This is a genomic window from Pseudomonas sp. 1928-m, from assembly GCF_029269135.1.
GTDB lineage: Bacteria > Pseudomonadota > Gammaproteobacteria > Pseudomonadales > Pseudomonadaceae > Aquipseudomonas.
On sequence record NZ_JARIXO010000004.1, the window covers coordinates 141,285 to 167,989 of the forward strand.

The 26,705-nt window shown below is 58.6% G+C and carries 23 protein-coding genes; 15 read left to right on the top strand and 8 right to left on the bottom strand.

The features are described from left to right. Positions 1-21: 21 nt before the first annotated feature. Positions 22-2,520 carry an ABC transporter permease gene (locus P3C18_RS14480; protein ID WP_275962555.1) on the bottom strand — a complete coding sequence of 833 codons (2,499 nt, stop codon included), beginning with the start codon at positions 2,518-2,520 and terminating at the stop codon, positions 22-24. Then, positions 2,520-3,203, bottom strand: a complete 684-nt coding sequence (locus P3C18_RS14485; RefSeq protein ID WP_275962556.1) for an ABC transporter ATP-binding protein — start codon at positions 3,201-3,203, stop codon at positions 2,520-2,522. The genes P3C18_RS14480 and P3C18_RS14485 overlap by 1 nt, the downstream gene beginning before the upstream one ends. A 10-nt stretch (positions 3,204-3,213) precedes the next feature. Here P3C18_RS14485 and P3C18_RS14490 point away from each other — a divergent pair, with 10 nt between their 5' ends. From P3C18_RS14490 to P3C18_RS14500, 3 genes are read left to right on the top strand one after another with little or no spacing between them, the layout of a single operon-like run. Continuing rightward, complete coding sequence (locus tag P3C18_RS14490) at positions 3,214-3,819, top strand: arylesterase (protein WP_275962557.1); 606 nt, start codon at positions 3,214-3,216, stop codon at positions 3,817-3,819. A gap of 58 nt (positions 3,820-3,877) precedes the next feature. Next, positions 3,878-4,177 carry a hypothetical protein gene (locus tag P3C18_RS14495; RefSeq protein WP_275962558.1) on the top strand — a complete coding sequence of 100 codons (300 nt, stop codon included), beginning with the start codon at positions 3,878-3,880 and terminating at the stop codon, positions 4,175-4,177. A 58-nt stretch (positions 4,178-4,235) separates the two neighbouring features. Then, positions 4,236-5,189: a L,D-transpeptidase family protein gene (locus P3C18_RS14500; RefSeq protein WP_275962559.1), complete on the top strand. Its 954-nt coding sequence runs from the start codon at positions 4,236-4,238 to the stop codon at positions 5,187-5,189. A 210-nt stretch (positions 5,190-5,399) separates the two neighbouring features. Here P3C18_RS14500 and oprI read toward each other — a convergent pair whose 3' ends face one another. Beyond that, complete coding sequence (gene oprI, locus P3C18_RS14505) at positions 5,400-5,651, bottom strand: outer membrane lipoprotei OprI (protein WP_090242095.1); 252 nt, start codon at positions 5,649-5,651, stop codon at positions 5,400-5,402. A 519-nt stretch (positions 5,652-6,170) separates the two neighbouring features. Between oprI and P3C18_RS14510 the strand changes: the two genes are divergently transcribed. Next, positions 6,171-6,452, top strand: coding sequence for a GNAT family N-acetyltransferase (locus P3C18_RS14510; protein WP_275962560.1), 282 nt, complete (start codon positions 6,171-6,173; stop codon positions 6,450-6,452). Between the two features lie 67 nt (positions 6,453-6,519). On the opposite strand, the gene P3C18_RS14515 is transcribed toward P3C18_RS14510, so the two are convergent. Next, positions 6,520-7,254: a phosphoadenylyl-sulfate reductase gene (locus tag P3C18_RS14515; RefSeq protein ID WP_275962561.1), complete on the bottom strand. Its 735-nt coding sequence runs from the start codon at positions 7,252-7,254 to the stop codon at positions 6,520-6,522. A 189-nt stretch (positions 7,255-7,443) separates the two neighbouring features. Between P3C18_RS14515 and thrH the strand changes: the two genes are divergently transcribed. Beyond that, on the top strand, positions 7,444-8,061 hold the full coding sequence (gene thrH, locus P3C18_RS14520; RefSeq protein WP_275962562.1) for a bifunctional phosphoserine phosphatase/homoserine phosphotransferase ThrH: 618 nt from the start codon (positions 7,444-7,446) through the stop codon (positions 8,059-8,061). Between the two features lie 57 nt (positions 8,062-8,118). Here thrH and pabB read toward each other — a convergent pair whose 3' ends face one another. Further along, the gene (gene pabB / locus P3C18_RS14525) at positions 8,119-9,468 is read right to left on the bottom strand and encodes an aminodeoxychorismate synthase component I (protein ID WP_275962563.1); all 1,350 of its coding nucleotides are present in this window, start codon (positions 9,466-9,468) and stop codon (positions 8,119-8,121) included. 163 nt (positions 9,469-9,631) lie between these two features. Between pabB and P3C18_RS14530 the strand changes: the two genes are divergently transcribed. From P3C18_RS14530 to P3C18_RS14560, 7 genes are all read left to right on the top strand, one after another. Further along, positions 9,632-12,346, top strand: a complete 2,715-nt coding sequence (locus P3C18_RS14530; protein WP_275962565.1) for a LuxR C-terminal-related transcriptional regulator — start codon at positions 9,632-9,634, stop codon at positions 12,344-12,346. Then, positions 12,343-15,066, top strand: coding sequence for a LuxR C-terminal-related transcriptional regulator (locus P3C18_RS14535; RefSeq protein WP_275962566.1), 2,724 nt, complete (start codon positions 12,343-12,345; stop codon positions 15,064-15,066). The genes P3C18_RS14530 and P3C18_RS14535 overlap by 4 nt, the downstream gene beginning before the upstream one ends. A gap of 244 nt (positions 15,067-15,310) precedes the next feature. Beyond that, on the top strand, positions 15,311-15,736 hold the full coding sequence (locus tag P3C18_RS14540; protein WP_275962567.1) for a DUF6160 family protein: 426 nt from the start codon (positions 15,311-15,313) through the stop codon (positions 15,734-15,736). Between the two features lie 88 nt (positions 15,737-15,824). Beyond that, positions 15,825-16,586: a C39 family peptidase gene (locus tag P3C18_RS14545; RefSeq protein WP_275962568.1), complete on the top strand. Its 762-nt coding sequence runs from the start codon at positions 15,825-15,827 to the stop codon at positions 16,584-16,586. A gap of 38 nt (positions 16,587-16,624) precedes the next feature. Next, a complete protein-coding gene (locus P3C18_RS14550) occupies positions 16,625-17,629 on the top strand; it encodes a transporter (RefSeq protein ID WP_275962569.1) in 1,005 nt (334 codons plus the stop codon). 17 nt (positions 17,630-17,646) lie between these two features. Continuing rightward, positions 17,647-19,236, top strand: a complete 1,590-nt coding sequence (locus P3C18_RS14555) for an outer membrane protein transport protein (RefSeq protein WP_275962570.1) — start codon at positions 17,647-17,649, stop codon at positions 19,234-19,236. 8 nt (positions 19,237-19,244) lie between these two features. Next, positions 19,245-20,393 carry a MalM family protein gene (locus P3C18_RS14560; RefSeq protein WP_275962571.1) on the top strand — a complete coding sequence of 383 codons (1,149 nt, stop codon included), beginning with the start codon at positions 19,245-19,247 and terminating at the stop codon, positions 20,391-20,393. A 63-nt stretch (positions 20,394-20,456) separates the two neighbouring features. Here P3C18_RS14560 and P3C18_RS14565 read toward each other — a convergent pair whose 3' ends face one another. The 3 genes from P3C18_RS14565 to P3C18_RS14575 are packed head-to-tail and all read right to left on the bottom strand — an operon-like array spanning position 20,457 to position 23,528. Next, complete coding sequence (locus P3C18_RS14565; protein ID WP_275962572.1) at positions 20,457-21,443, bottom strand: alpha-L-glutamate ligase-like protein; 987 nt, start codon at positions 21,441-21,443, stop codon at positions 20,457-20,459. A 4-nt stretch (positions 21,444-21,447) separates the two neighbouring features. Next, positions 21,448-22,974 carry an inactive transglutaminase family protein gene (locus tag P3C18_RS14570; protein WP_275962573.1) on the bottom strand — a complete coding sequence of 509 codons (1,527 nt, stop codon included), beginning with the start codon at positions 22,972-22,974 and terminating at the stop codon, positions 21,448-21,450. A 5-nt stretch (positions 22,975-22,979) separates the two neighbouring features. Beyond that, positions 22,980-23,528, bottom strand: a complete 549-nt coding sequence (locus P3C18_RS14575; protein ID WP_275962574.1) for an ATP-dependent zinc protease — start codon at positions 23,526-23,528, stop codon at positions 22,980-22,982. A gap of 302 nt (positions 23,529-23,830) precedes the next feature. Between P3C18_RS14575 and P3C18_RS14580 the strand changes: the two genes are divergently transcribed. From P3C18_RS14580 to prpC, 3 genes are all read left to right on the top strand, one after another. Continuing rightward, complete coding sequence (locus P3C18_RS14580; RefSeq protein ID WP_275962575.1) at positions 23,831-24,586, top strand: GntR family transcriptional regulator; 756 nt, start codon at positions 23,831-23,833, stop codon at positions 24,584-24,586. Beyond that, positions 24,583-25,467: a methylisocitrate lyase gene (gene prpB / locus P3C18_RS14585; protein WP_275962576.1), complete on the top strand. Its 885-nt coding sequence runs from the start codon at positions 24,583-24,585 to the stop codon at positions 25,465-25,467. The genes P3C18_RS14580 and prpB overlap by 4 nt, the downstream gene beginning before the upstream one ends. Before the next feature lie 68 nt (positions 25,468-25,535). After that, positions 25,536-26,696, top strand: coding sequence for a 2-methylcitrate synthase (gene prpC / locus P3C18_RS14590; RefSeq protein ID WP_275962577.1), 1,161 nt, complete (start codon positions 25,536-25,538; stop codon positions 26,694-26,696). The last annotated feature ends 9 nt before the right edge of the window (positions 26,697-26,705 follow it).

Consider the following 26,705-nt stretch of genomic DNA (forward strand, 5'->3'; position numbering starts at 1 on the left):
TGGGAGTGGTGCGCGAGTCTATCAGCCCTCGCGCAGCACCGTCAGCGGGCTGATATTCAAGGCGCGGCGCGTGCCGAGAACGCCAGCTGTGCCCACCAGCAGCGCGCCGATCAAGGGCAGCAAGAGCAGCCAGGGATGTGGCTGCCAGGCGAGGTCGAAGGCAAAGCGATAGAGCAGGAAGCTGATCAGCTCACAGCCAAAGGCCGCCAACAGCCCGCTTGATGCGCCGAGCAGGCCGAACTCGGCGCGGCGCGCCTTGATCAGCAGCTTGCGTTCGGCGCCCAGGGCGCGCAGCAGGGCGCCCTGGCGGATACGTTCATCCAGAGTCGCCTGCAACCCGGCGAACAGCACAGCAAGGCCGGCCGCCAGCACGAACAGCAGGACAAACTCGATGGCCAGGGTGACCTGGGCGAGGATGCTGCGCAGTTGCGCCAGCAGCGCCTCGACCTGCAGCAAGGTCACGGCCGGGAAGGCACGCGACAGCTCAACCAGCTGCTTTTCGTACTGCGGCGGCAGGTAAAAACTGGTCAAGTAGGTGACCGGTAGATCCTGCAGGGTGCCGGGCTGGAAGATCATATAGAAGTTGGGCTGGAAGTTATTCCAGTCCACTTCACGCAGGCTGCTGACCACCGCATCGCGGTTAAGGCCGCCGACACTGAAGCTCAGGCGGTCGCCCAATTTCAGCTGCAGGCTTTCGGCCAGTTCGGATTCCACCGACACGCCCGGCAATTCGCTGGTATTCGCATCTGCCCACCAGCTACCGGCGACTAGGTTGTTATCTGCGGGCAAATCGGCGGCCCAGGTCAGGCTCAGGTCACGGCGAATCGCTCGTTCACCCTGGGATTCCTTGCTGACGATCTGCCGTACCGGCTCGCCATTGATCATCACCAGTCGACCGGGCACCACGGGGAACAGGGGCGCGGGGTGCGGTGATAGTTCATTAAGGCGAGCGGCGAAGGCGTCCTTGTCTGCCGGTAGGATATTCAGCGCGAAGTGATTGGGTGCATTTTCGGGCAGTTGATCCTGCCAGGTGTCGAGCAGCTCGCCACGCAGCAAGGCAATCAGGGCCATGGCCAGAATGATCAGGCCAAACGCCAACGATTGCCCGGCAGCAGCCAGTGGATGACGCAGTAATTGGCCCAGCCCCAGCCGCCAGGGCAGCGAAGCGCCGGCCAGCATGCGGCGTAGGCTCTGTAGGCCGAGCAGCAACAGACCACCGAGCAGTAACGCGGTGACCAGGCCGCCGCCGAGCAGGGCGAACGTCAGCTGAAGATCAAGGCTCAAGCGCCACATGATCAGGCCCAGAGCCAGCAAGGCGGCGCCATACACCAGCCAGGAACTGGCCGGCACCGGCAGCAGGTCGCGACGCAGAACTCGCAACGGCGGCACACGGCCCAGCGCGGCCAGTGGCGGCAAGGCGAAGCCGGCCAGCGCCACAAGTCCGGTGGCCATACCGGCCAGCGCGGGCCACAGGCTGCCAGGCGGAATCTGTGCCGGCAGCAAATCCTGCAGCAGGTTGAACAGCGCCAGCTGCGCCAGCCAGCCCAGCAATGCGCCGGTCAGGCTGGCGGTGATGCCCAGCAGTGCCAATTGTAGGCTGAACAGGCCGAGCGCCTGGTTACGGGACAAACCCAGGCAGCGCAACAGCGCGCTGGCATCAAAACGGCGAGCGGCAAAGCGGACCGCTGACAAGGCCACGGCAACCCCGGCCAGCAGCACGGCGGCCAGGCTAGCAAGGTTCAGATAGCGTTCGGCGCGGCCCAGGGCGCTGCCGACCTGACGATTGCCATCTTTGGCGTCTTCCAGGCGCTGGTTGGGCGCAAGGGTGATGTCCTGACGATACTGCGCCAATGCATCAGCCTCACCGCGCCACAGCTCCTGATAGCGCACGCGGCTGCCCGGTTGCACCACGCCGGTGGCGGCCAGGTCATCCAGGTGCATCAGCAGGTGCGGGGTCAGGCTGTAGAAGTCACCGGTTTCATCCGGCAGAAAGGTCAGCACGCGGGTCAGGCGCAGGGTTTTCGCACCGACCTCGACGCTGTCGCCGGGTTTGAGATCGAGGGCGACAAACAGGCGGGCTTCGGCCCAGGCTTCACCGGGCTGTGGGCCGGCTCCGGTTTGTTCGACGTCATACAGTGCGGCGGCACTCTTCAGTTCACCGCGCAGAGGGTAAGCGCTATCCGCCGCTTTGATACTGGCCAGCTGTATACCGGCATCGCTGGCGACCACGCTGGAGAATTCGACCAGCTGCGCGTGTTCCAATCCTAGTTGCTTGCCACTGCTGATCTGTTCGGGGGCACTGGGCGAGCTGCCCGTCAGGCGCAGGTCGGCGGCAAGAAACTCGGTGGCCCGTAGCAACATGCCGTCATTCAGGCGGGCGCTGAAGTAACCGATGGCCGTGCTGGCGGCGACGGCGATCAGCAAGGCGAAAAACAGCACACGCAGCTCGCCGGCGCGGGCATCGCGCAGCAACTGACGGCTAGCGAGAGAGAGCAGGCGGGTAAATGGCAGCTGTTTCATCAAGGTTCCACGTGGTCGACCAGGTGGCCGCCTTCCAGACGGATCAGGCGTTGGCAGCGGTGCGCCAGGCGCTCGTCATGGGTGACCAGCACCAGGGTCGCGCCGCGTTCCTTGTTCAGCTCGAACAACAGGTCGCTGATACGCTCGCCGGTATGGCTGTCGAGGTTGCCAGTGGGCTCGTCGGCAAACAGCACCGCGGGCTCGGCGGCAAAGGCTCGGGCGATGGCCACGCGTTGCTGTTCGCCACCTGACAGCTGACGCGGGTAATGGGTCAGGCGTTGGCCCAGGCCGACCCGTTCGAGCAAGGCGCGGGCGCGCTGGCGGGCATCGGCATGGCCTTCAAGCTCCAGCGGCAGCATGACGTTTTCCAGGGCATTCAAACTGTCGAGCAACTGGAAGGACTGAAAGACAAAGCCGACGTGCTCGGCGCGAACGCGTGCGCGTTGATCTTCATCGAGGCTGGCCAGGTCGTTGCCAGCCAGCACCACGCTGCCGCTGCTGGGCAGATCGAGCCCGGCGAGCAGGCCGAGCAGGGTGGATTTGCCCGAGCCGGAGCTGCCAACAATCGCCAGGCTGTCGCCGGATACCAGCTCCAGCGACAGATCATGGAGTATGGTGAGTTCGCCTTCCGTGCTGGGAACCACTTTGCTAAGGTTTCGCGCGGTGAGAATACTTGAGCTCATGGAGAATCCAATGCGTAAGTGGTTGATCGGTACTGCCCTGAGCCTGCTGCTGTGGGGGCCGGCGGCGTTCGCGGGTACCGTACTGGTCGTCGGCGATAGTATCAGCGCGGCTTTTGGCCTGGATACCCGCCAGGGTTGGGTCGCCTTGCTGGAAAAACGCCTGATCGAGCAGGGTTTTGATCACCAAGTGGTCAACGCTTCGATCAGTGGCGACACCAGTGCAGGCGGTGCCGCACGGCTGCCTGCGCTACTTGCAGAGCATCAGCCGGAGCTGGTGATTATCGAGCTGGGTGGCAACGATGGCCTGCGCGGTCAGCCGCCAGCGCAATTGCAACAAAACCTTGCGGCCATGGWGCAGGCATCGCAGCAGAAGGGCGCCAAGGTGCTGATCCTCGGCATGCAGCTGCCGCCTAACTATGGCGTGCGCTACACCACGGCGTTCGCTGAGGTGTTCCCCAAGGTGGCGCAGGAACATGACGCCGCTCTGGTGCCTTTCGTGCTGGAAGGCGTAGGCGGCGTGCCTTCGATGATGCAGAACGATGGCATTCATCCTACTGCTGAAGCGCAACCCAAGCTGCTGGAAAACGTCTGGCCGACCCTGAAACCTTTGCTCTGACAGGCTTTTCTGTAACGTGGCTTTCGGCTAATGTGGCGGCCCCGCACTGGAGCCCTCAATGCCGCGCCCTGCCTGGTCCTTGCATGCCTATCAACTGATCGAGCCTGACGAGCAGCTTGACCTGTTCGCCTGCCGAGAAGTGCGCGTGCATCTGTTAGCGCGCCAGCTTGAGTTGGGGCAGTTTGCCGACCGTACGTTGTGCGGCGGTTTGCTGCCTGCGCAGCCAGTATGGCGTGACCTGGATAAGACGATGCTGCGTGACAAGCGATTGTGTCCGGCGTGCCGGGCCACACTTGAGGCGCAGAAACGCGGTGATCGCCCAGCATTAGCCGGGGCGTTGAGCTATCCAAGCCGCTGATCAATCGGTGTACAATCGCCTTCTACCTTTACCAACCATTTTCGTCAGGAATTTCCGGATGTTGTCGCGTGCCCTTGCCGTCACCCGCTGCCTGCCGCTTGCCGCTGTCTTCGCGGTAGCGTCTGCCAATGCTCTCGAGTTGCCTTTGCCGCCGCCTGGCGAGGATGTGGTTGGCGAGATTCGAGTGGTTAAGGCCAAGTATGAAGACACCTTCGCTGACTTGGGCGTGGCCAATGATTTGGGTTATCTGGAAATGGTGGTGGCCAATCCAGGTGTTGATCCGTGGTTACCGGGCGAGGGCACCGAGATCATCCTGCCGACGCGTTACATTCTGCCGCCTGGCCCGCGTGAAGGCATCGTGATCAACCTCGCCGAGTATCGCCTGTACTACTACCCGAAAGGTCGTAACGTGGTTTACACCTATCCGCTGGGTATCGGTCGTGAGGGCTGGAGCTCGCCGGTTGCCAATGCGCGGATCACCGCCAAAACGCCGAACCCAGGCTGGACGCCGCCTAAGTCGATCCGCGAAGAGCATGCTGCCGATGGCGACCCGCTGCCGGCGTATGTGCCGCCAGGTCCGGATAATCCACTGGGGCCATACAAGATGGGCTTGTCGGTGCCGGGTTACCTGATCCACGGCTCGAACAAGAAATTTGGTATCGGTATGCGCGTCAGTCATGGCTGCTTCCGCATGCTCAACCATAACGTGCTGAAGTTGGCGTCGATGGTGTCGGTGGGCACGTCGGTGCGCATCATCAACGAGCCTTACAAGTTTGGTCGCAGCGGCGGCAAGGTCTATCTGGAAGCGCATGCACCTTTGGATGATACCGGTGATGCTTCGGTCGTCGATAAGCACACTGCTGTAATCAATGCGCTGCTGAAAAATGATCAGTTTGCTGATCTGCGCCTGGACTGGGAAATGCTGCGCGAAGTGGTCGCTGCTGAAGATGGTTTGCCGGTTGAAATTGCTCAACCTGATCAGGCCGTGGTGGAGACTGAGCCTGCTATCTGACTTCAGCTTGTGCAAAAAGCCCGTTATGCGTAAGCGCTGACGGGTTTTTTATTGCCCGCCATCCCTGGTGGCCACCCTTTGGGCCGTCGCTGCGCGACGTTGAACATTGTTCCAGACAATTTTTATTGTCTGTTGAAGAGCGAGCTTTTTCTCTGGGCAATAAAAAGCCGACCCAGAAACTGGGTCGGCTTGTCATAGCCTTGTGAGCTATTACTTGCGGCTGGCTTTTTCCAGCATACGCAGAGCGCGCTCATTGGCTTCGTCAGCAGTTTGCTGAGCCTTCTGAGCAGCAGCCATAGCGTCATCAGCCTTACGGTAGGCTTCGTCGGCACGGGCTTGAGCGCGAGCAGCTGCATCTTCAGTTGCAGTCAGACGAGCTTCAGTTTCTTTGGACATGCTGCTGCAACCGGTAGCCAGAACTGCGGCCAATGCCAGAGCAGAGAATTTCAGAACGTTGTTCATCGTGTTCCCCTTGAGGTGGAGTTTTTCCATAAAAGCAATTTCCTGATGGTAGGAAATTAGCCGGCGTACATACTACCTGTAACTTGTAGTAAGTAAACGGAGGCAAGGCAAGCCGCCAGAGTTTTTTTCTGCTTAATGCATAGCCGGCCACTTAATAGGTATCTTTTGGTTAAAAAACAATCAGTTCTAGAGCGTTTGGCAGTTCTTTGCGCAGTGCTTACTGCCACTTTGTAGCTGCGCCGACTGTGGAAAATAGCTGGGAAATGATGCCGGTAGTATGCCGAACATCAAATGCCGAATGGCGCAGGCATCTAGAAGCGTTGCCGGCAGAGGCAATGTTTTGCTTGTGCGGGTGTCAGAATGCCTTGCTAGGCGATCTAAGTTATTGATTCGCGTGACCTCGCAGGTTTTGGCCTGATAAGCTCGGAATAATTGCCTACAACTTAATAGGTGCAAGATGCGGTAACCCGATGGCTGCAGAAGCGAGAGCGGGTTGCGCGAGTTAACAGAGGAGTTGCGATGAGCGAGGCGTTGTCCATTCACCATGACCTGGCAGGCCATCAATTCGAGACCACAGTGGATGGTGATCGTGCATACCTGGCTTATATGGACCTGGGGAAGCAAACCCTGGATATCTATCGCACCTTCGTGCCCAACTCGTTGCGTGGGCGCGGGATAGCAGCCGCGTTGACCGAGCATGCACTGCAGTACGCTGAACGCCTGGGTTACACCGTAATTCCCTCGTGCTCCTATGTGGAGCGTTATATGGTGCGTCGTCAGCGTCACGCAGATAAAAGCTGAGTGAGCCGCACAAGAAAAAGGCCAGTCACTGACTGGCCTTTTTTATATCTGTCCTTTGTCTTCGCTATCAGATTTTAGCGATCAGATTGCCGGCGTGCAGGCCGCACTCTTTTTGCGTGGCTTCTTCCCACCACCAACGGCCTTCGCGCTCATGTTGATTGGGCAGTACCGGACGGGTACAAGGCTCGCAACCGATGCTGATAAAACCGCGTTCATGCAGGCTGTTATAGGGCAGCTCCAGCATGCGGATATAGGCCCATACATCTTCGCTGCTCATCTGCGCCAGCGGATTGAACTTGTACAGGGTGTTGTCGGCAGTAGAAAAAGCGCCATCGATCTCCACCACAGCCACTTGGCTGCGTGTGCCCGGGCTCTGGTCGCGGCGCTGGCCGGTGGCCCAGGCTTTTACTGTGGCCAGTTTGCGGCGTAGCGGGGCGGTCTTGCGGATGCCGCAGCATTCGCCGTGGCCGTCTTTGTAGAAGCTGTACAGGCCTTTTTCTTTGACGAAAGGCTCCAGTGCGGCGGCCTCCGGCGAGAGTATGTCGATGCTGATGTTGTAGTGCTCGCGCACCTGATCGATAAAGCGGTAAGTCTCTGGATGCAGGCGGCCGGTGTCGAGGCTGAAGACTTTGACGTTCTTGTTGAGTTTCCAGGCCATGTCGACCAGCACCACATCTTCCGCGCCGCTGAAGGATAGCCACAGCTCGTCGCCAAAATGTTCGAAGGCGAGCTTGAGAATATCCTGGGGCGACTTATTGGCGTAGCTTGCCGCTAGCTCGGCTGCATCGAAGGGTTGGCTCATCGGCTTGAATTCCTAGTTATGGTGACGTCGCGCGTCTTGTGTGGCGATGGTAGCAAAAGCCAGTTATGCGACTAAATAACCAAGTGCCGTAGTAGACCTCTGATTTGGGTATAAGGCTCTGCATTGCAGAGCTATGGGGTAGCCGCTAGAGTGCCGCCTTCTCTAATAAATCCAAGTTAGGAGTGTCCTGTGGAAATCGCGTGTCTCGACCTGGAAGGCGTGTTGGTCCCGGAAATCTGGATCGCCTTCGCGGAAAAAACTGGCATCGAATCGCTGAAAGCGACCACCCGGGATATTCCGGACTATGACGTGCTGATGAAACAGCGCCTGCGCATCCTGGACGAGCACGGCCTGAAACTGTCCGACATTCAGGAAGTGATCGCCACGCTCAAACCGCTGGAGGGCGCGGTGGAGTTTGTCGACTGGTTGCGTGAGCGTTTTCAGGTAGTGATTCTCTCGGACACCTTCTACGAGTTCTCTCAGCCGCTGATGCGTCAGTTGGGTTTCCCGACTCTGCTGTGCCACAAGCTGATCACTGATGAAACCGATCGGGTGGTGGATTACCAGCTGCGTCAGAAAGATCCCAAGCGTCAGTCGGTCATCGCCTTCAAGAGCCTCTACTACCGTGTGATTGCGGCGGGCGACTCATACAATGACACCACCATGCTCAGCGAAGCCCACGCCGGCATCCTGTTCCATGCGCCGGACAACGTGATTCGTGAGTTCCCGCAGTTTCCGGCGGTACACACCTATGAAGACCTCAAGCGCGAGTTCCTCAAGGCATCCAATCGCCAGCTGAGTCTGTAATTAGCCTGGTATTGAAAAACCCGCTCAGTTGAGCGGGTTTTTTGTGTGGGAGCGTTTTCAGTCGCAGAACTGCTCCAGGGTCTCCAGCAACACTTTGACCTTGGTAATCGATTCCTGGTATTCCGCTTGCCCGTTTGAGTCGGCGACGATGCCGCCGCCGCCCCAGCAGCTGATCTGTCCATCCTTGGCCAGCAGGCTGCGGATGGCGATTGAGCTGTCCATTTCGCCGCGCACATCCAGATACAGCAGCGAGCCGCAATACAGCGCGCGGCGCGTCGGTTCCAGTTCGTCGATGATTTGCATGGCACGAATCTTCGGTGCGCCGGTAATCGAACCACCGGGGAAGCTGCCGGCGATCAGGTCCAGAGCATCCTTGTCGGCCGCCAATTCGCCGGTAACGGCACTGACCAGGTGGTGCACGTTGGGGTAGCTCTCTAGGGCAAAGAGTTCCGGTACCTGTACCGAGCCGACGCGGCAGCTGCGGCCCAGGTCATTGCGCAGCAGGTCGACAATCATCAGGTTTTCCGCGCGGTCTTTCTGGCTGCTGAGCAGCGCGTCGGCCTGGGCTTGATCCTGCAGCGGGTCGGCATGCCGTGGGCGTGTGCCCTTGATCGGCCGCGTCTCCACCTGGCCTGCGCTGATGCGTAAGAAGCGCTCTGGCGACAGGCTGATGATGGCACCGCCACCTGGCAACGTCTGATAACCCGAAAATGGCGTCGGGCAGGCGGCGCGCAAGGCCTGGTAAGCGGTCCATGGTGAGCCCTGATAGCCCGCGCGAAAGCGTTGGGCAAAGTTCACCTGATAGCAGTCGCCGGCCTGGATATAGGCCTGAATACGTGCAAAACACTGCTGGTACTTAGCTTCGCTAATGTCGGACTGGAAATGCTCCAGCAGCCTGAAGGGTTGTGGCTCGGGCGTTGTCGACGTGGCGAACAGTGCACTTAGCCGCCCGCGCTCGACCTCGTCCAGGCTTGGGTGAAACATCAGCTGGCTGCGTTGTTGCAGGTGATCGGTGATCAGGGCCCAGGCATACAGGCCAAACCGCGCATCGGCTAGGTCGAGGTCATCAACGGCCTGAGCCGGCAGCTGTTCCAGCCGGCGGCCGAAATCGTAACTCAGGTAGCCAATCAACCCGCCGACGAACGGGAGTGGATTATCTGCCGGTGCTTGGCACTCGCCGAGGCCTGCAAGGCTCTGGCGCAGGCGTTGCAGGAAAGCGTTGGCCGTTTCGTCAGGCGTCGGCGCCAGCTCTGCCAATGGCCAGGCGCTGATAAGGTCATAGCGTCCACGCTGCGCGGTCGGCCGCCCGGCATCCAGCAGAACGGCGCCGGGCGCGTGCATGATGCAACTGAAGTAACGCGAAGGGTCTGCGAGGTAGGGCAGAGCCTGTACAAGGCAAGTAGGCATATGACAGGTTCAAGGTGCGCGGATGCCGATTGTAGAACGTCGCCAACATTCATCCTAGAGCTTGCGCGTGGGTTTACTCGGGATGCTGCCGCTCATTAGTATGCAAAGGTCCCCCGATGTTCGATGTGACTCATAAAACAATAATTACTACGGGATCAAGGCCATGGATGAAGTAATGGATCCTGCTGCAGGCAGCCTTTTGCGCGCCAAGTTGATGCCACCCCAGGCCTCCACGGATTACCTGGTCAGGCCGCAGCTTGAAGCTGCCTTGAGCGCCAACCAGCATGCGCGGGTGCTGCTATTGGCCGCCCCGGCCGGCTTTGGCAAAACCAGTGCGCTGGTCGCACTGGCCCATGCCCGCGAGCAAAGTGGTCAGGCGGTTGCCTGGCTGTCGCTTGGCCCAGGTGACGATGAGCCATCGCGGTTTCTGCTGCAGTTGATCGAGGCGCTTTCTCGCCTGTTGCCAGGCTTTGGCGCAGAAGCCCTGGCTTATCTGCAGAACACCATGCGGGTGCCGGTATCCGCTGTGATGGAAAGCCTGCTGGTCGACCTGGCGCAGCTGGAAAACCCGCTGCTGCTGGTGCTCGATGACCTGCACCTGATTCAGGACGCCGAGCTGCTCGGCGCGTTGAATCGCCTGATCAAATTCGCTCCCGAAGGCTTTACCCTGGCCATCGGCAGCCGCTCGCAACCGGCGTTGAACCTGGCCACCCTGCGCGCCAAGGATCTGCTGGTGGAGATTGGTGAACAGGAATTGCGCCTGAGCAAGGCGGAAACCCGCGATTACCTGCAGCGTTGCGGTCTGCAACTGGATGCTGTGGCGTTTTCCGCGCTCTATAGCCAGACCGAAGGCTGGATGGTGGGTGTGCACCTGGCCAGCCTATGGTTACGCCATCAGCCCCAGGCCGCCGCGCAGATTGCCGATATGGGCACCGATCAGGCGGCGGTGGGCGCCTACTTGCTGCGCAGTGTGTTCGAGCAGTTGCCGGCCGATAAGCAGGAGCTGTTGCTGGCTCTGGGCGTGGCGCAGCAGCTCAGTGGTGACCTGGCCAACGCCCTGACTGGGCGACATGACGGTCAGCTGCTGCTTGAGGAGCTGGAAGCCATGCAGCTGTTCCTCCTGCCGCTGGACCGCGAACGCCAGTGGTACCGCTTTCACAACCTGTTTGCCGAGTTTCTGCGCGGCCGCTTGAAAGAGCGCGACCCGGAGCGTTTCAAGCAGCTGCACTTCAACGCCAGCCTGTGGTTCACCAATCACCATATGCAGAACCTGGCCATCGAACATGCCTGCCTGGCCGAAGACCCGGAAATGCTCGCGGCATTGGTCGACGGTTGCGGCCTGGAGCTGATCAACCGCGGTCAGCTCAACCTGATCTACAAATGGCGTCAGCATGTGCCAGACGAGATCGCCGAGCGCTTCCCTGTACTGGTACTCGCCGATGTCTGGACCCGCGCCGCCGAGCTGGGCCTGGTGGAAGCCAATCGCATGCTCGATGAGCTGCTTGAGCGTTGGACTGAAGCCAAGCCGGGCGCACCGTTGAGCGACAAGCTGTTGGCAACTCTGGCGATCAAGTCAGTCATCGCCTTGCAGAAGGACGATCTACAAACCTGCATAGCTCTGGCTCGGCGGGTTGAAGTGCAGCTGGGCCAACACACTGCCTTTCTCGAAGTGGCGATGCTGATCGTCGGCGCGCTGGCCAATGTGATGATCGGTCAGCCGGATCAGGCCAAACGCTTGCTGGCCCTGGCGCAGCAGCGCAATCACTTCCTCGAGGGGCGCTATCTGGATATGCAGTTGGCCAACGTCGAGGTCTTGCTGAGCCTGGAGCAGGGGCAGATTCGTCAGGCCGAGCTGCTGTTCGCCCAGCTGCGTGCGCGGGTCATACCCTGGTTCTCCGACCGCTCACGGGCCCTGGCGCTGCCGACCATCACCGAAGCCCTGATTGCCTATAACCAGGGCCGTTTGGACGGTATTGAGGAACGCTTGCGCTGGGCGCTGGCCACAGTCGATGTAATCAATCCGATTGATCTCTACGCCCAGGGCATGCTGTGTATGGCCCATGTGCAGCGCATGCAGGACAACCCCAAGGAGGCCTACGCCAGCCTGGTGCTGATGCAGAACCTGGCGGCGCGTAACCAGTCCTGGCGTTTCTATGCCCAGGCGGTGGCCGATGAGGTGGTGCAGATTCTTCAGGAACCGGCTGCGGACCGGCTCAAGCGCGCCGAACAACGCCTCAAGACCGTGGACTGGAACAAGCTGGCCGAGCATTACCAGCATATGCGCTTCAACCCGGTGCTGTGGGTGCGCGGCCTGACCCGTATTCGTCTGCAGCAGGCGCGCGGCCATTACAGCGAGGCGCTGCATGAAATCACTCAACTGCGCGGCATGCTGTTGGATAACTGGCACGGCCTGCAGCGCCTACGTCTCGACCTGCTGGCGGCGCTGAGTTATCAGCGCCTGGGCTATCAGGAGCGTGCGCAAAGCCTGTTGGTGCAATGCTTGATCGGTGCCGAGCGCGAGGGCGTGCGCAGCCTGTTTGTCGAGGAGGGCGAGGCCATTCGCCTGTTGCTGCAGCAGTTGGAGGCCGCCGAACGCCAACCCGCGCTGCAGGGGTTTATCCGCAGTCTGCTGGCCATCTGGCCAGGTAACAGCGCGCGGCAATCGCTGGAAGTGCTTGAGGAGGGGCTGACCGAGCGCGAGCGTGAGGTGGTCTGTCTGGCGGCTCAGGGCATGTCGAATGATGAGATCGGTCAGCAGCTTTCACTGGCGCTGGGTACGGTCAAATGGCACCTGCACAATATTTACGAAAAGCTCAAGGTGCGTAACCGCACACAAGCCATCCGCCGCGCGCGTGAACTGAGTCTTCTTGATCAATGAATAGCCAATCGAAACCCCGTCCGGGTAAATTGCCGTTACTGCGTACCAAGCTGTTTCCTGCTGAATCTGCTGGTCGGCCGTTGCTGGCCCGCGATGCCTTGCTTGATCGGCTGTTCAAGGCCCGCGAGCAGCGCCTTATTCTGCTCAGCGCACCGGCTGGCTTCGGCAAGAGCACGGTGCTCAGCCAGTTTCGTCTGCGTTTGCTGGAAACCGGCGCGCGAGTGGCCTGGTTGTCCTGCGATGAGGCCGACAGCGAGCCGCAACGTCTGCTGCACTACCTGATTGCCGCGATAGAGGCGCAGTTGCCCGGCTTTGGCGCGAGCACCGCGCGCCTGTTGCGTGACGACCTGAGCGTGCCGAATGAACTGCTGCTGGATTCGTTTATCGGCGATCTGAAGAGGGTCCAGGGCGACCTGTACCTGATCTTCGATGACTTCCACCGCGTGCGGCATGTCGACCTGGGGCCGCTGGTTAATTATTTCGTCAAACAGGTGCCGGCCAATGTGCGGATGATTGGCAGTACCCGCTACAAGCCGCGCTTTCTTGATGAGCAGCCGGTCATTTCGCCTTGGGCGCTGTGGATCAAAGCCGACGAGCTGCGTCTGACCCGAAGTGAGACGGAAGCCTATTTCCACGAGCTCAAGCAGTTGCGGCTGAGCAGTGCCGAGCTGGATTTGCTGCATCGGCGTACCGAGGGCTGGATTACGGCCTTGCACCTGGTCGCGCTGGCGTTGGCGCGGCAGCCGGAGCGTAGCGGCTTTCTCGCTGGGCTATCCGGCACCGAGCGCAATATCGCTGACTATCTGGCGGAGGACGTACTGGATCATCTGCCGCAGGATCAGCAGCTGTTTCTCGACCAGACCTCGGTGCTTGATGAGTTCAATGCCGAGTTGTGCAACGCCCTGACCGGCCGCACAGATGGCGCGCAGATGCTTAAGCGTTTGCAGACCGCCCAGCTGTTTATTATCGCGCTGGACGAGCAGGGCGAGTGGTTCCGTTATCACCATCTGTTTGCCGAGTTTCTCCAGGGCCGTCTGAGCCGTGCGGGCGACCCAACCCATCTGTTGCACGCCGCCGCCCGCTGGTGTGAAAGCCATGAGCTGACCGATAAATCGGTCAAGTACGCCTTGCGTGCACGGGATTACGCCTTTGCCGCCGAGCTGCTGGAGCGTCAGGGCGCGACGCTGATTGCCGGCAATCAGGTGTACGGCATTCTGGCGATCCTCAAGGATGTGCCGGCTGAGGTGATTCGCGAGCACCCGGTGTTCCAGATTTTCTACGCCTGGCAGCTGGCCTTCGAGCAAAAGTACGCCGAAGCCGAAGCGCTGATCGAGGAGGTCAGCACGCGCCTGATGCAGGGGCGTGGCAAGCCGATGCACTTTGGCCTGGCGGTGCTGCTGGCGGTGGCCCAGGTGCTCAAGGCGCTGGTGCTGCTGTATCAGGACAAGCTGGAGGGCGCGCTGAAAGTGGCGCGGCACTGGCTGGCCCTGGTGCCGGATAACCAGCCGATTTTCCGCGCCAGCATGTCCTGCATTCAGGCCGCGGCCTACGCGCTGCTGGGTGAGTTCGGTGATGCGGCCAAATCGATTGCGGTGGCGCGCGACAACCTTGAGCAGGCCGATAGCGAATACCTGCATGCGGTGGTCAGCCTGATCGAAGCGCTGATCTGCAAGGAGATGGGCCAGCCTGAGCGCGGCCGGGCCTTGGCGGAAAGTGCGCGGGCACGGGTCGAGCAGGTGTTCGGTCGGCGTAGTCGGGTAGGCGGGCCGCTGGCCCTGGCTTATGCGGATTTGCTGTATGAGCAGGATCGGCATGCCGCAATCCTTGCCGAGTTGCCACTGGCGACCACCTGGCGTGATGTGGCTACGCCGATTGAGCTGATCAGTCGCGGCAAGTTGGTGATGGCCAAGGCGCGTTTCTTCGCCGGCGAGGGCGAGTCGGCCCTGGCGGAGCTGGATGAATGGCTGGCCGGTTTGCATGGCCCAGGTTATGAGCGGGTCTATGCCCTGGGCATGAGCTGCAAGGTGCAGTTTCTGCTGTGGCTGCGTAAGCCCAATGAAGCCGAGCGTACCTGTCTGCAGTTGCAGCGCCATCTGGCGGTATTGCCGCCTGGCCGTTATGCCGATGCGGAAACCGTGCAGGTGTTATCAGAAGCGCGCCTGGCCTTGTCCGAGCGCCGTGCCGACAAGGCGCAAGCGGTGCTTGAGGTCTGCCTGGCCAAACAGACGGCCGAGCATCAGCGTGATCGGCGCCTGCGCCTTTCCTTGTTACTTTCTGTGGCGTACTGGCGCAAAGGTAACAGCGACAAGGCCTTTGCCTTGCTCAAAAGCACGGTCGAAGACGCCTGGGCCAGCGGTTACCGGCGCATGTTTCTGGATGACGCACTCTGGCTGCTACCGCTCTGGGATGCTTGGCACAGCGACGAACCCAAGCGCGCCAGTGCCTGGCAAGGGCTGGCCGAACAGCTGCGTGAGCAATGCCGACGGTTGTCTATCGATCTAGAAACTTTCGATGAAAATCAAGATGTTAGCCATCGCGAGCGAGAGATTCTGCGCTTTGTCGCGGCCGGTTTGTCGAACCGCGATATCGCCCAGGCGGTGCATTTGTCAGAGGCCACGATCAAATGGCACCTGCACAACCTGTTCGCCAAACTGGGCGTGCGCAGCCGTACGCAAGCGGTATTGAAGGGTAAGAGCCTGGGGTTGTTGAGCGAGGCCTGAGCGTTGGCTGGCTGATTGGCGCCAGATGGGCGCTCCATCCCTTGGATGGGCTGGCAGCCAGGGCATGCACCAGTAGTTTTAACGTCAGGACGAGAAGCATGGTGCTTCACGATTCCAAGCCTGGCGCGAATAGGGAAGCAGTGTCAGACCTGGTGAGCGGCGCACGCCGCTGTAGCTGAGACGGACAGGAGTCCAGAGCAGCCTGCCGGGGACAACCCATTAGTGAACTGTGGAGACAATAACAATGAAAACCCTCAAGCAACTGGCCCTGGCCACCGCTGTTCTGGCTGTTCCTTTCATGGCTCAGGCTGAGCTCAAGGCCATGGACGATACTGCTCTGGCAACCGTAACCGGTCAGGATGGCATCAGCATCTCCGGTAGCTTCAACGGCACCATTGGTAAGCTCACTTACACCGATGGCGATACCAACGGTGGTTCGCTGAATCTGGAAACTATCGCTTTCACCGGATTCAACATCTCTGATTCCGACCCACTGAAGATCGATGTGGTAACCAATGGCGGTATTGAACAGCTGCAAATTAGCTTGCCTGCCATCACTGGTGAGCTGGAAGTTGGCGCAGTTCGTGTTGGTACTGGCGCTAGCATAGGCTCTTTGGCGGTCAACGATTTGAACATGGCTGGTACCACGATCAAGGTCTGGGGCCACTAAGTTCGCTTAGTTGTTGCGTGTGATGAAAAGTCTTACCGGTTTTGGCCGGTAGGACTTTTCTCTTGCTGGATAGGAGTGCGGTTGGCTGATGATCGAGATTCTGCTGGGCAGCCTGATCGGTGTGTGGGGCTTTACCGAAGCGGTGGATACCAAGCCGCCGACACCGGGTACCGTGCATATCAATCAGCATTTGCTGCCGAACGGGCCCTTGCGTGAGACGGTGACACTTGAGCCGTTGAGTCAGTTGCAGTTTCGCAACGTGATTCGCCAGGCCTATGACTACAGCTGCGGTTCGGCTGCCTTGACCTCGCTGCTGGATTATTTCCTCGGCCGCAACCTGCAGGAACGTCAGGTGATGGAAGGCCTGCTGCAGTTTGGCGAGGCGGACAAGATCGTTGAACGACGCGGTTTTTCCCTGCTCGACATGAAGCGCTTTGTCACGGCACTGGGCTACAAGAGTGGCGGTTTCCGCGCGGCTTTTGCCGATCTCGACGCACTTGAGCACCCGGCCATCGTGCCGATTGAATATGCCGGCTTCAAACACTTTGTGGTGGTACGCGATGTGTACAACGACCATGTGTTTGTCGCGGACCCGGCGCTGGGCAATATCAGTTTTACCCGCACGCGCTTTGAGGAAATCTGGGATCAGAACGTGCTGTTCGTGATTTTCCCCAACGGCAATGAACCGCCGAATGCCCTGGCCTTGAGCGAGCAGGATCTGCGCATCATTGATGATCGCACCATCAGCTTGCTGGCATTTCGCGAGTTTCCGCAGATGACCAAATTCACCGAGAACCAAGCCACAGAGCTTGGCTCCGATGGCGATATTCGCTATATCCGACGCAAGTAAAACGCCCGGCATAACAATAAATATTTGGGGGCTGCGCCATGAGAGTTTTGCATTATGTATGGCTGGCCATACTGGCAGGGGCTGCCAGTTCAGCGGTAATGGCCGACCCGGCTTCGGTCGATCAGGCTCGTGAAGCCTTGAGCAAACAGGAAGATGACGCCGACAGCGCCAAGGCGCTGGAAGAGGTTTTTCAGGCTGCGGAAAAAAGCTACACCTTGCTGAAAAAGGGCGAACGAACCCTGACCTATGGCTTCGATTACTCGCTGCTGCGCGATACGGTTATTGAGACTGTACGCACCGGTAACAACGTATTCAGTGTGATTGGCCAGAGCGAGGCGCAGCACACCTTCACCAACTCGTTCACCTTCGATTATGGCGTGTGGGACAACCTGACCTTCAGCGTGCGTCTGCCCATGATCGCCAAGTACGACACCGAGCGTGATCTGAATGCCTACAGCCTGGGCGATATCTCCGCCAGTCTGCGCTGGCAGCCGTGGACCTCCTTACGCGGCAAGCCGGTCACCACTCTTTACGCGACCCTGGGCTTGCCAACTGGCAACAGTCCTTATGACATTGACACGGCCAACAATTTGTCCACTGGTAGTGGCACATATAGCCTGGGCGTCGGGGCAAATATGTCCTATGTGATCGACCCGGTCGTGCTGTTCGGCTCGCTCGGTTACACCTACAACATGCCAATTACCGGTATTGGTCAGGTACGTGGTGGGCGCCTGCTTGAGGAAGTTGATCCCGGTTCGTCATTCTCCCTGAGCATGGGCTTTGCCTACGCCTTGTCCTATGACGTGTCGCTGGCGACCTCTTACCAGATGTCGCATTCGTTAAAGCCGACCTTCACCTTTGCCGACGGCGAAGCCGAGGGCCGCGGGCAAACCAGTGCGGTGATGAACTTCTCGCTAGGCTTGCGTACTTCACCGGATCGCATCGTCAACGTCAGTGCCGGTTTCGGTATGACCGAGGATTCGCCAGATGTGTTGTTGGGCATCTCCATGCCTTTGGATATCAAAGGCCTGAAGCCTGAATAACAGCGAGTAAATTCACGATGACTCATGCTTCTACGCTACGGGTACTATTACTCGTTGGGTTGACTGTGGGCTGCACTTGGCAGGCTCATGGTCAATTAGCTAATAATTTAACAATAGGCAACCCTAAAGCTATGGCGATGGGTAATGCCATTACTGCTGATTCAAGTGGTATTGATGCGGTGCACTACAATCCTGCCGCGCTCAGTAAACTTAAGGGGCGGCAAAGTACTGTAAAGTTATTAAGTGGCGTGATGGATATTAGGGCTGAGTTTGAGCCGCGAGAAAACTACAATTTCATGGGTTTTGATGATGATCCACATAAGGACTCTAGTAGTCGAACGTTAACGCCTGTTATGTATTTGCCAGGCCTTGGCGGAATGACTGAGTTGCCTGTACTTGTCGCCCCTTTAGCGGGTTTGTCAGTAAATCCACCAGGCTCTAAATTTACTTTTGCGACCAATGTTTATGCGCCAATGGCGCTAGGTTATTCGCGTGACTCAGATGAAGACCCTGGCCGATTTCAGGGGCGGCAAGTGTCACTTCAGAGAATAACTTATTTCTCACCATCTTTGGCTTACCAAGTCAATGATGAGCTATCTATTGGGTTGTCCGTGGGTTTTTCTCATCAGGCAGTCGCACTAAATCAGGACTTTCGTAATCCCGGGATGCTGACGGGAATAGCACGGCTCTTAAATGAGGCAATTTGTATTCCTGGTCTTTCGGAATTGGTCGGGCCTTATTTGAACTTGTGTAGTGGGAAAATTGGTCCTTTTGATTCGCTTGCAAATATGGATCTTGATCTGCAGCAAAGTCTTTCACCTACTTATAATTTAGGTGTCTTGTGGGAGCCTGTAGAGTGGTTCGCATGGGGAGCAACATACCAGAGTGAGGCTCGCATGAATCTTAAAGGCAAGTATCGAATCGATTATTCTGAAAATTGGGAAGGTTTTTGGTCTGGTTTGCAAGGTTCGGCTGCTGGTAAGATTTTTAGCTCTCTGTTTCCTTATGGTGTCGACGAGGAAATTGGTAATGCCTCACTGAAATTGACTTATCCTGATGCATTCAGTACGGGAATAAAAATACGGCCCGCGGACAGGCTACAATTCAATTTTGATTTGCGCTGGGTGGGCTATAGTGACTGGAATAATTTTGAAATAGAATTTGATCGAGAGTTGGATTTATTGCGTATTGCAAAGCTCTTCGGCGGAGGAAATGCAACCAGTCGTAGCATTATTCTGGATCGGGGTTATGTTGATACTTGGAACTGGTCCTTGGGTATGCAATACGATATTAGTGATCGTTTGGCATTGCGGGCCGGTTATGAGTTTAGGCCATCAGCAATTCCTAAAGATAAAGCTGATGTGCTTGCCCCTGTAGGAGATGCTGATCTTTATGGGCTTGGACTTGGTTATCGTTGGGACAAAGACACGATTATTGATATTGGCTTCAACTACTTCGTGTCCAAGCAAGAAATTCCAGCAGGTAGCAGTTGTAATGTAAGTTGTGAGGGGGTAGATAATTTGGTTTATAACCCTTATGCGGGGCTGGATATTGAGACAAGCGTCAAGGCTTACATATTTGCACTGACCTACACCACGAGGTTTTGAGGTCGTTAATGCGTGTACTCATGTTCATCAGTTTGTTGCTTTTGAGTTTTTTGAGCTCTGCCAGCGGCCGCTACCTGACCTGGGTCGATRACCAGGGGCGGGTGCACAACAGCTTTGTCGACAACCGCTACACGGCCCATCAGCGCGCTGCTGCCGGCAATATCCAGCGCAGCGATCAGGCGCGGTTGAATGAAGGTGAGGCAGCGGTCTGGCCTGGCAGCAAGAGCAGTGGTGAGAGTAAGCGGCGCTATTTCACCTGGGTGGATGCCAGCGGCAATTTACAGAACAGCTTCTATGCCGGGCAGCAGGTGCAAGCCGGCGGTAATGAGATTCTTCTGGGTACGGGTGAACGCTCCAGCGCCTATATCAGCTCGGACGTACTGGAGGGGCGAGATTTTGCTCGTGATGAGCAGGATGGTCGCTATTTCACCTGGGTCGATGAGCAGGGCCGCATGCGCAACTCCAAGGTGCCGGCAAAAGGTGCGACGCCGCCAACTCCAACCTTGCACAAGGTGCCGCTTACCCAAGGCCGCGAAATTACCTTTGACGCCAAGCCGCAAGCCTTGCCGGGGCTGGATGGGCAACCCACTGCTGCGATGCAGGCCTTGTTGGCCGGAACCGAGGCAAAGAGTGGAGGGCGCTATCAGGAACTGGTCGAGCGGTGTTGTGGGCAACTGGCGGACGGTGATTTCACCCCCTTAAGCGCCGATGAGCCACGCTATGAAGAGCTAAATCGCTTTTCCCCCAGCCTGGATTTCCCCATGGGCAAGAGCTACTACGCGGCCCTGAAACTGCCACGCTCGCAGTACGACTTCGGTTTGCGCATTCGTAGCTTTGCCAACAAACAGGTGGCCTATCCTTCCTTGCTGTTCCTTGATCAGGCTAAGCAGCCAACGCGCCTGGTCAGTGATGCGGTGTACCAGCTACACGCGGAAACCTGGTATCGCTATGCCTTTATCGAAGGCACTGTACCGGTGAGAGCCGCTGCGGGTGAGCACTATGTGCTGCTGTTGACCACGGATGAGGATCGCAGCCTGCAAACCTTGGATAACAAACCCTTCAAGCGCCCCTTGCAGGCGCTGGCGCTCGATGAAGCGGGTATGCAGAGCCACGCCCACAGCGATGAAGGCGCGTTTGAACTGGCGATTGTGCGTTAGCGACGCCATAAAGCAGTCATAAAAATCCCGGAAAAGTCCGGGATTTTTTAGTCATCGGATCAATCAGATCTGCGCAATCGAGACGTGACCAAACAGCTCTTGCGAGAAGCGCATGCGCTCTTCGGCGGTTTCGACTATGCCTTTTTTCTGCAGTTCGGCGATGCGCGCTTCTACGGCGTGGGCGCGGTGGGTGAGACCGCAGTCGTTGGCGATCTGGATATTCAGGCCGGGGCGGGCGTTGAGTTCGAGAATCAACGGGCCCTTGTCCTGATCCAGCACCATGTCCACACCGATATAACCCAGACCGCACAGCTCGTAGCAGCCGGCGGCGAGCTTCATAAAGCCGTCCCAGTTTGGCAGTTGCACACCGTCCACCGCGTTGGTGGTGTCCGGGTGCTTGCTGATCTTGTTGTTCAGCCAGGTGCCGCGCAGGGTCACGCCGGTGGCCAGGTCCACGCCGACACCGATGGCGCCTTGGTGCAGGTTGGCTTTGCCGCCGGATTGGCGCGTCGGCAGGCGCAGCATGGCCATCACCGGGTAGCCCATCAGCACGATGATGCGGATGTCGGGCACGCCTTCGTAGCTGATGCTTTTGAAGATCTGGTCGGGTGTGACCCGGTATTCGATCAGCGCGCGATCCCGGTGGCCGCCTAGGGAGTAGAGGCCCGTCAGGATGCTGGAGATCTGATGCTCGATCTCCTCGTGGCTGATGATCTTGCCTGAAACGGTCTTGTACTTCTCTTCGAAGCGGTCGGCGATTACCAGGATGCCGTCACCGCCAGCGCCCTGCGCTGGCTTGACCACGAAGTCCGGGCGATCACCAATGATTTCGCGCAGCTTGTCGATGCCTTTTTCGGTATCGATGATGCCGTACATTTCCGGCACATCGATACCCGCTTCGATGGCGCGCATCTTGGTGATGATCTTGTCATCGACAATCGGATACAGGTGCCGTTTGTTGTACTTCAGCACGTAGTCCGCGTTACGCCGATTGATGCCCATGATGCCTTTGGCTTCCAGGGCTTTCCACGTCTTGATCAGACCGAACATGGCATTAGTCCTTGAGGAAGGCTTTGAAGCGGAACAGTTCGGTCAGGCGGTAGCCACGGTAGCGACCCATCGCCAGCATAAAGCCAACCAGAATCATCAGCACGGCCGGGAAGGTGAAGATGAAGTAGTTCAGCTCCGGCACGCTCATCAGCAGGTGCGCCAGGGTGGCAGCGAACAGGGTGCCGATAGCCACTTTAAAGGCATGGCCACCGCCGCGCTCTTCCCAGGTGATCGACAGGCGTTCGATGGTCATGGTCAGAATCACCATCGGGAACAGCGCCACCGACAGGCCACGCTCAAGGCCGAGCTTGTGACTGAACAGGCTGATGACGGCGATCAGCACCACGACGAAGGTCAGCACCACCGATAGCCTTGGCAGCATCTGTAGCTTCAGGTGTTCGAGGTAGGAGCGTAGCGACAGGCCCAAGGCTGTGATTACGGTAAACAGGATGATGCCGAAGCCCAGCTGGGTTTCACGGAAGGCCAGGGCGATCAGTACCGGAGTGAAGGTGCCGAGGGTCTGCAAACCGCCGAGGTTACGCAGAATCAGGATCACCAATACGCCAATTGGGATCATCACCATGATCATAAAGGTCTGCTGAGTCTGTAGCGGCAGGCCATACAGGCTGTATTCGAGGAAGTCGGCGTCGGTGTTTTCGTCGGTCAGTTTGGCCAGGCGAATGGCGTTCATTTCGCTGTTGTTCAGGCTGAAGCTGACTTGCGCCTGCTTGCCGCCTTCCAGTGTGACCAGGCTGTCATCACCAATCCACCAGACCAGGCGATCAACCGGCATGCCTTGCTCGCCGCTTTCCGGGTTGAAGTACAGCCATTTTTCACCGTTGAAACTGCGCAGCCAGAGTTCCGGGCTTTGCTGGATATCGGCCGCCAGGCGAATGGTGTGCACGCGCTCCATCGGTACGTGGGCGATGGACAGCAGCAATTCGATGGCTTTGGCTTTGTTTGGCGTTGAGGCGTCGCCGGCTAGCAGCAGTTTGACGTTGTCGTCATTGCTGTTGTTGACGCGTTTGATGGTCTCGCTGATAAAGGTTTCGACGTCCGCCGAGTGTTGGCGAATCGGCGCGAGCAGGGCTTCGGCGGCAATCTTCTCGGGGCCTTCGACCGGGATGCTGTCGCGGAAGATCGGCCCTTTGGGCTTGGCTTGCTCACCGCTGTAACGCTTGGTCAGCACCAGACGGTAGTAGAGGGTCTGCTTGCCACTGGCGCGACGAGCCGACCAGGTGACTTTGCGGTTGCCGTCGGCGCGGTTGATGCTCACGCCGTAGTTATTCGAGATAAAGCTCTCATTCAGGCTGACGTAGTCCTGGGCCAGCGGCGGCACGAACATCTGCAGCTTGACCGGCTCGCGTGGATTGGCCTGGAACTCGACTTTGGCGTCGATGTTCCACAGGTCATCAGTCTCGTCTTCGGTCATCGGAATGCCGAGGATGAAAATCTGATAAGCCGTAATCAGAATGCCCAAACTCACCAGGAGTATGACCAGGACTTTCAGATGGAGGTTAAGAGAGCGCATGGGATTTACTCATCAAGGGCGGCGCCAAGGTTTGCGTCAGGGGCACAAGCAGGCTTGCCTGCTGCGTATTTAAGACTCGGGTCGACCAAGGCCGAAAAGTGTTTAAGTGCTTCGGAGCCTATCAACAACGGGTATTGGAAAGCACTGCGGTCGGTCAAGTTCACTTCAATTGTGCGCAGGGCCTTGCCCATGCAGATATCCATTTCGATCACGGGGCGTGCGGTATAGGTTTTTTCTTCTTCTGGATCATAGTCGCCCGCGCGCCGTTTGATCTTGCTGATGCGCGCCAGCGGGCGTTCGATGGGGCTGCTGTGCGCCTCGTCGATGGCCAGGTAGAAGCGTACCCAGGTCTCGCCATCGCGTTTGAAGCGCTTGATGTCGCGAGCACTGAGCGATGCGGTCTTGGCGCCGGTGTCGAGCTTGGCGGCAAGTTTCAGGTCGAGGTCGAATAGGCGGACGTATTCATTAAGCCCATAGACTGTCTTCTCCGCGGCGAAACTCAGGCCGGGAGCAAGTAGCAGGCATAGCAGCGCGATGGAGGGCTTTAGTGTCATAAGTCCTGAATATGGTGTTGATCATGGGTCGAGCAGATGCCGGTTGCGCGTGTTGCAGTTGGCGCACCTGGGCTTGGAGTCTAGCAGGCAGTCAGAAATTCCACTGCAAGCCTTGAGCGGGCGGCATTCTACCATGGGCTTTTTCAGTCAGGACAGGCGCTTATAGGCGTTTATGCAAGTAAGGTCGCGGCAGAGGGCGACTAAAGTAGTGCTGCGCACTGTCAACAATCTTATTGGTTTGTTTGACACTAATGCCTTCTAGGCGTAGTTTTTAGGCACTTAATTCGCGCAGTGTCGACAATATGCTTGATGTAATTGAGCCGCTCGAGTCCAGCCAGGAAGACTCGGAAACCCTGTCTGAACAGGTTTTTCGACGTATTCAGGCGGCCATCGTCAAGGGCGAGATTGCCCCCGGCAGCAAGATTTCCGAGCCTGAACTGGCGCGCACCTACGGCATTAGCCGTGGCCCGCTGCGCGAAGCGATTCACCGCCTGGAGGGTCAGCGTCTGCTGGTGCGGGTGCCGCATATCGGCGCGCGGGTGGTGTCGCTCAGCCATGCCGAGCTGATCGAGCTCTATGAGATTCGTGAGTCGCTGGAAGGCATGGCCTGTCGCCTGGCGGCCGAGCGCATGACCCAGGCGGAAATCGATGAGCTGCGTGCGGTGCTCGACCTGCATGAGCAGGACGCCGCCTTCAAGGCTGGTGTCGGCTATTACCAGCAGGAAGGCGATTTCGACTTTCACTACCGGATTATCCAGGGCAGCGGCAATAAAACCCTGACCCAGATGCTCTGCGGCGAGCTGTACCAGTTGGTGCGTATGTATCGCCTGCAGTTCTCCGCCACGCCGAACCGACCGCACCAGGCGTTCGCCGAACACCACCGCATTCTCGATGCCATTGCCGACCGTGACGGTGAGCTGGCCGAGTTATTGATGCGCCGGCATATCGGTGCCTCCAAACGCAATATCGAGCGCCACTATTCCATGAGTGCCGCCAGCGCCATGAGCATGGGGCAGGGCGCGCATCCCAAGACAGCCAAAACCCGAGGTGAGTCATGAGCTTGAAGAGTCCAGGCCAGCGTTTCCGCGATGCCGTTGCTGAAGAGCATCCGCTGCAAGTCATCGGTGCGATCAACGCCAACCATGCATTGCTGGCCAAACGCGCCGGTTTCAAGGCGATCTACCTGTCTGGTGGCGGCGTGGCGGCGGGTTCGCTTGGCTTGCCGGACCTGGGCATCACCGGCCTGGACGATGTACTCACCGACGTACGCCGCATCACCGACGTCTGCGACCTGCCGCTGCTGGTGGATGTCGACACCGGCTTCGGTGCTTCGGCGTTTAACGTCGCGCGCACCGTCAAGTCGATGATCAAGTTCGGCGCCGCGGCGATTCATATTGAGGATCAGGTCGGCGCCAAGCGCTGTGGCCATCGCCCTAATAAGGAGATCGTCACCCAGCAGGAGATGGTCGACCGCATCAAGGCGGCCGTCGATGCGCGTACCGATGACAGCTTTGTGATCATGGCGCGCACCGATGCCCTGGCGGTGGAAGGCTTGAACTCGGCACTGGACCGCGCCGCGGCCTGTGTCGAGGCCGGTGCCGATATGATCTTCCCGGAAGCCATCACTGAACTGGCGATGTACAAGACCTTTGCCGACCGGGTGAAGGCGCCGATTCTGGCCAATATCACCGAATTCGGTGCCACGCCGCTGTACACCACCGAAGAGCTGGCTGCGGTGGATGTCGGCCTGGTGCTGTACCCGCTGTCGGCCTTCCGCGCCATGAACAAGGCGGCCGAAAACGTCTACATGGCCGTACGCCGCGACGGGACGCAGAAGAATGTGGTCGACACCATGCAAACCCGCATGGAGTTGTACGAGCGCATCAATTACCACGCCTTCGAGCAGAGCCTCGACGCGCTGTTTGCCGCGAAAAAATAACCGGAACGCAGGTCTTAGCCGCCTGCTTAAAAGAACGACCGACCGGATCGGATGAGGAGAGATTAGCGATGAGTGCGACCCCAGAAACCACCCCAGGCTTCAAGCCGAAAAAATCCGTAGCCCTGAGCGGCACAGCCGCCGGTAATACCGCGCTGTGCACGGTCGGCCGCACTGGCAACGACCTACACTACCGCGGCTATGACGTGCTGGATTTTGCCAACCGCTGTGACTTTGAAGAAATCGCTCACCTGCTGGTCCACGGCAAGCTGCCCAATGTGGCCGAACTGGCCGGTTACAAGGCCAAGCTCAAGGCGCTGCGTGGCTTGCCGGCAGCGCTGAAGGTCTCGCTCGAGCAACTGCCGCCGTCCGCCCACCCGATGGATGTGATGCGCACCGCTGTATCCGTGTTGGGCTGCGTGTCGCCGGAGAAGGACGACCATAACCATCCGGGAGCCCGTGACATTGCTGACAAGCTGATGGCTTCGCTGGGTTCCGCGTTGCTCTATTGGTATCACTTCAGCCACAACGGCAAGCGCATCGAGGTGGAAACCGACGACGACTCCATTGGCGGTCACTTCCTGCACCTGCTGCACGGTGAGAAGCCGCGCGAGTCCTGGGTGCGCGCCATGCACACCTCGCTCAACCTGTATGCCGAGCATGAGTTCAATGCCTCCACCTTCACCTCGCGGGTGATCGCCGGCACCGGTTCGGATATGTACAGCTGTATCGCCGGCGGCATCGGCGCGCTGCGCGGCCCGAAACACGGCGGCGCCAACGAAGTGGCCTTCGAGATTCAGAAGCGCTACGACAACGCCGACGAGGCCGAGGCCGACATCCGCGCGCGGGTGGAGAAGAAGGAAGTGGTGATCGGCTTCGGTCATCCGGTCTACACCGTGAGCGATCCGCGTAACAAGGTGATCAAGGACGTGGCCCGCGAGCTGTCGGTAGAGCAGGGCAATATGAAGATGTACAACATTGCCGAGCGTTTGGAATCGACCATGTGGGAAATCAAGAAGATGTTCCCCAACCTCGATTGGTTCAGCGCCGTTAGCTACCACATGATGGGTGTGCCGACTGCCATGTTTACCCCGCTGTTCGTCATCGCCCGCACCTCGGGCTGGTCCAGCCACGTGATTGAGCAGCGCATCGACGGCAAAATCATCCGTCCGAGCGCCAACTACACAGGCCCTGAAGACCTGAAATTCGTGCCGCTCAAGGATCGTCCATAACCATGAACA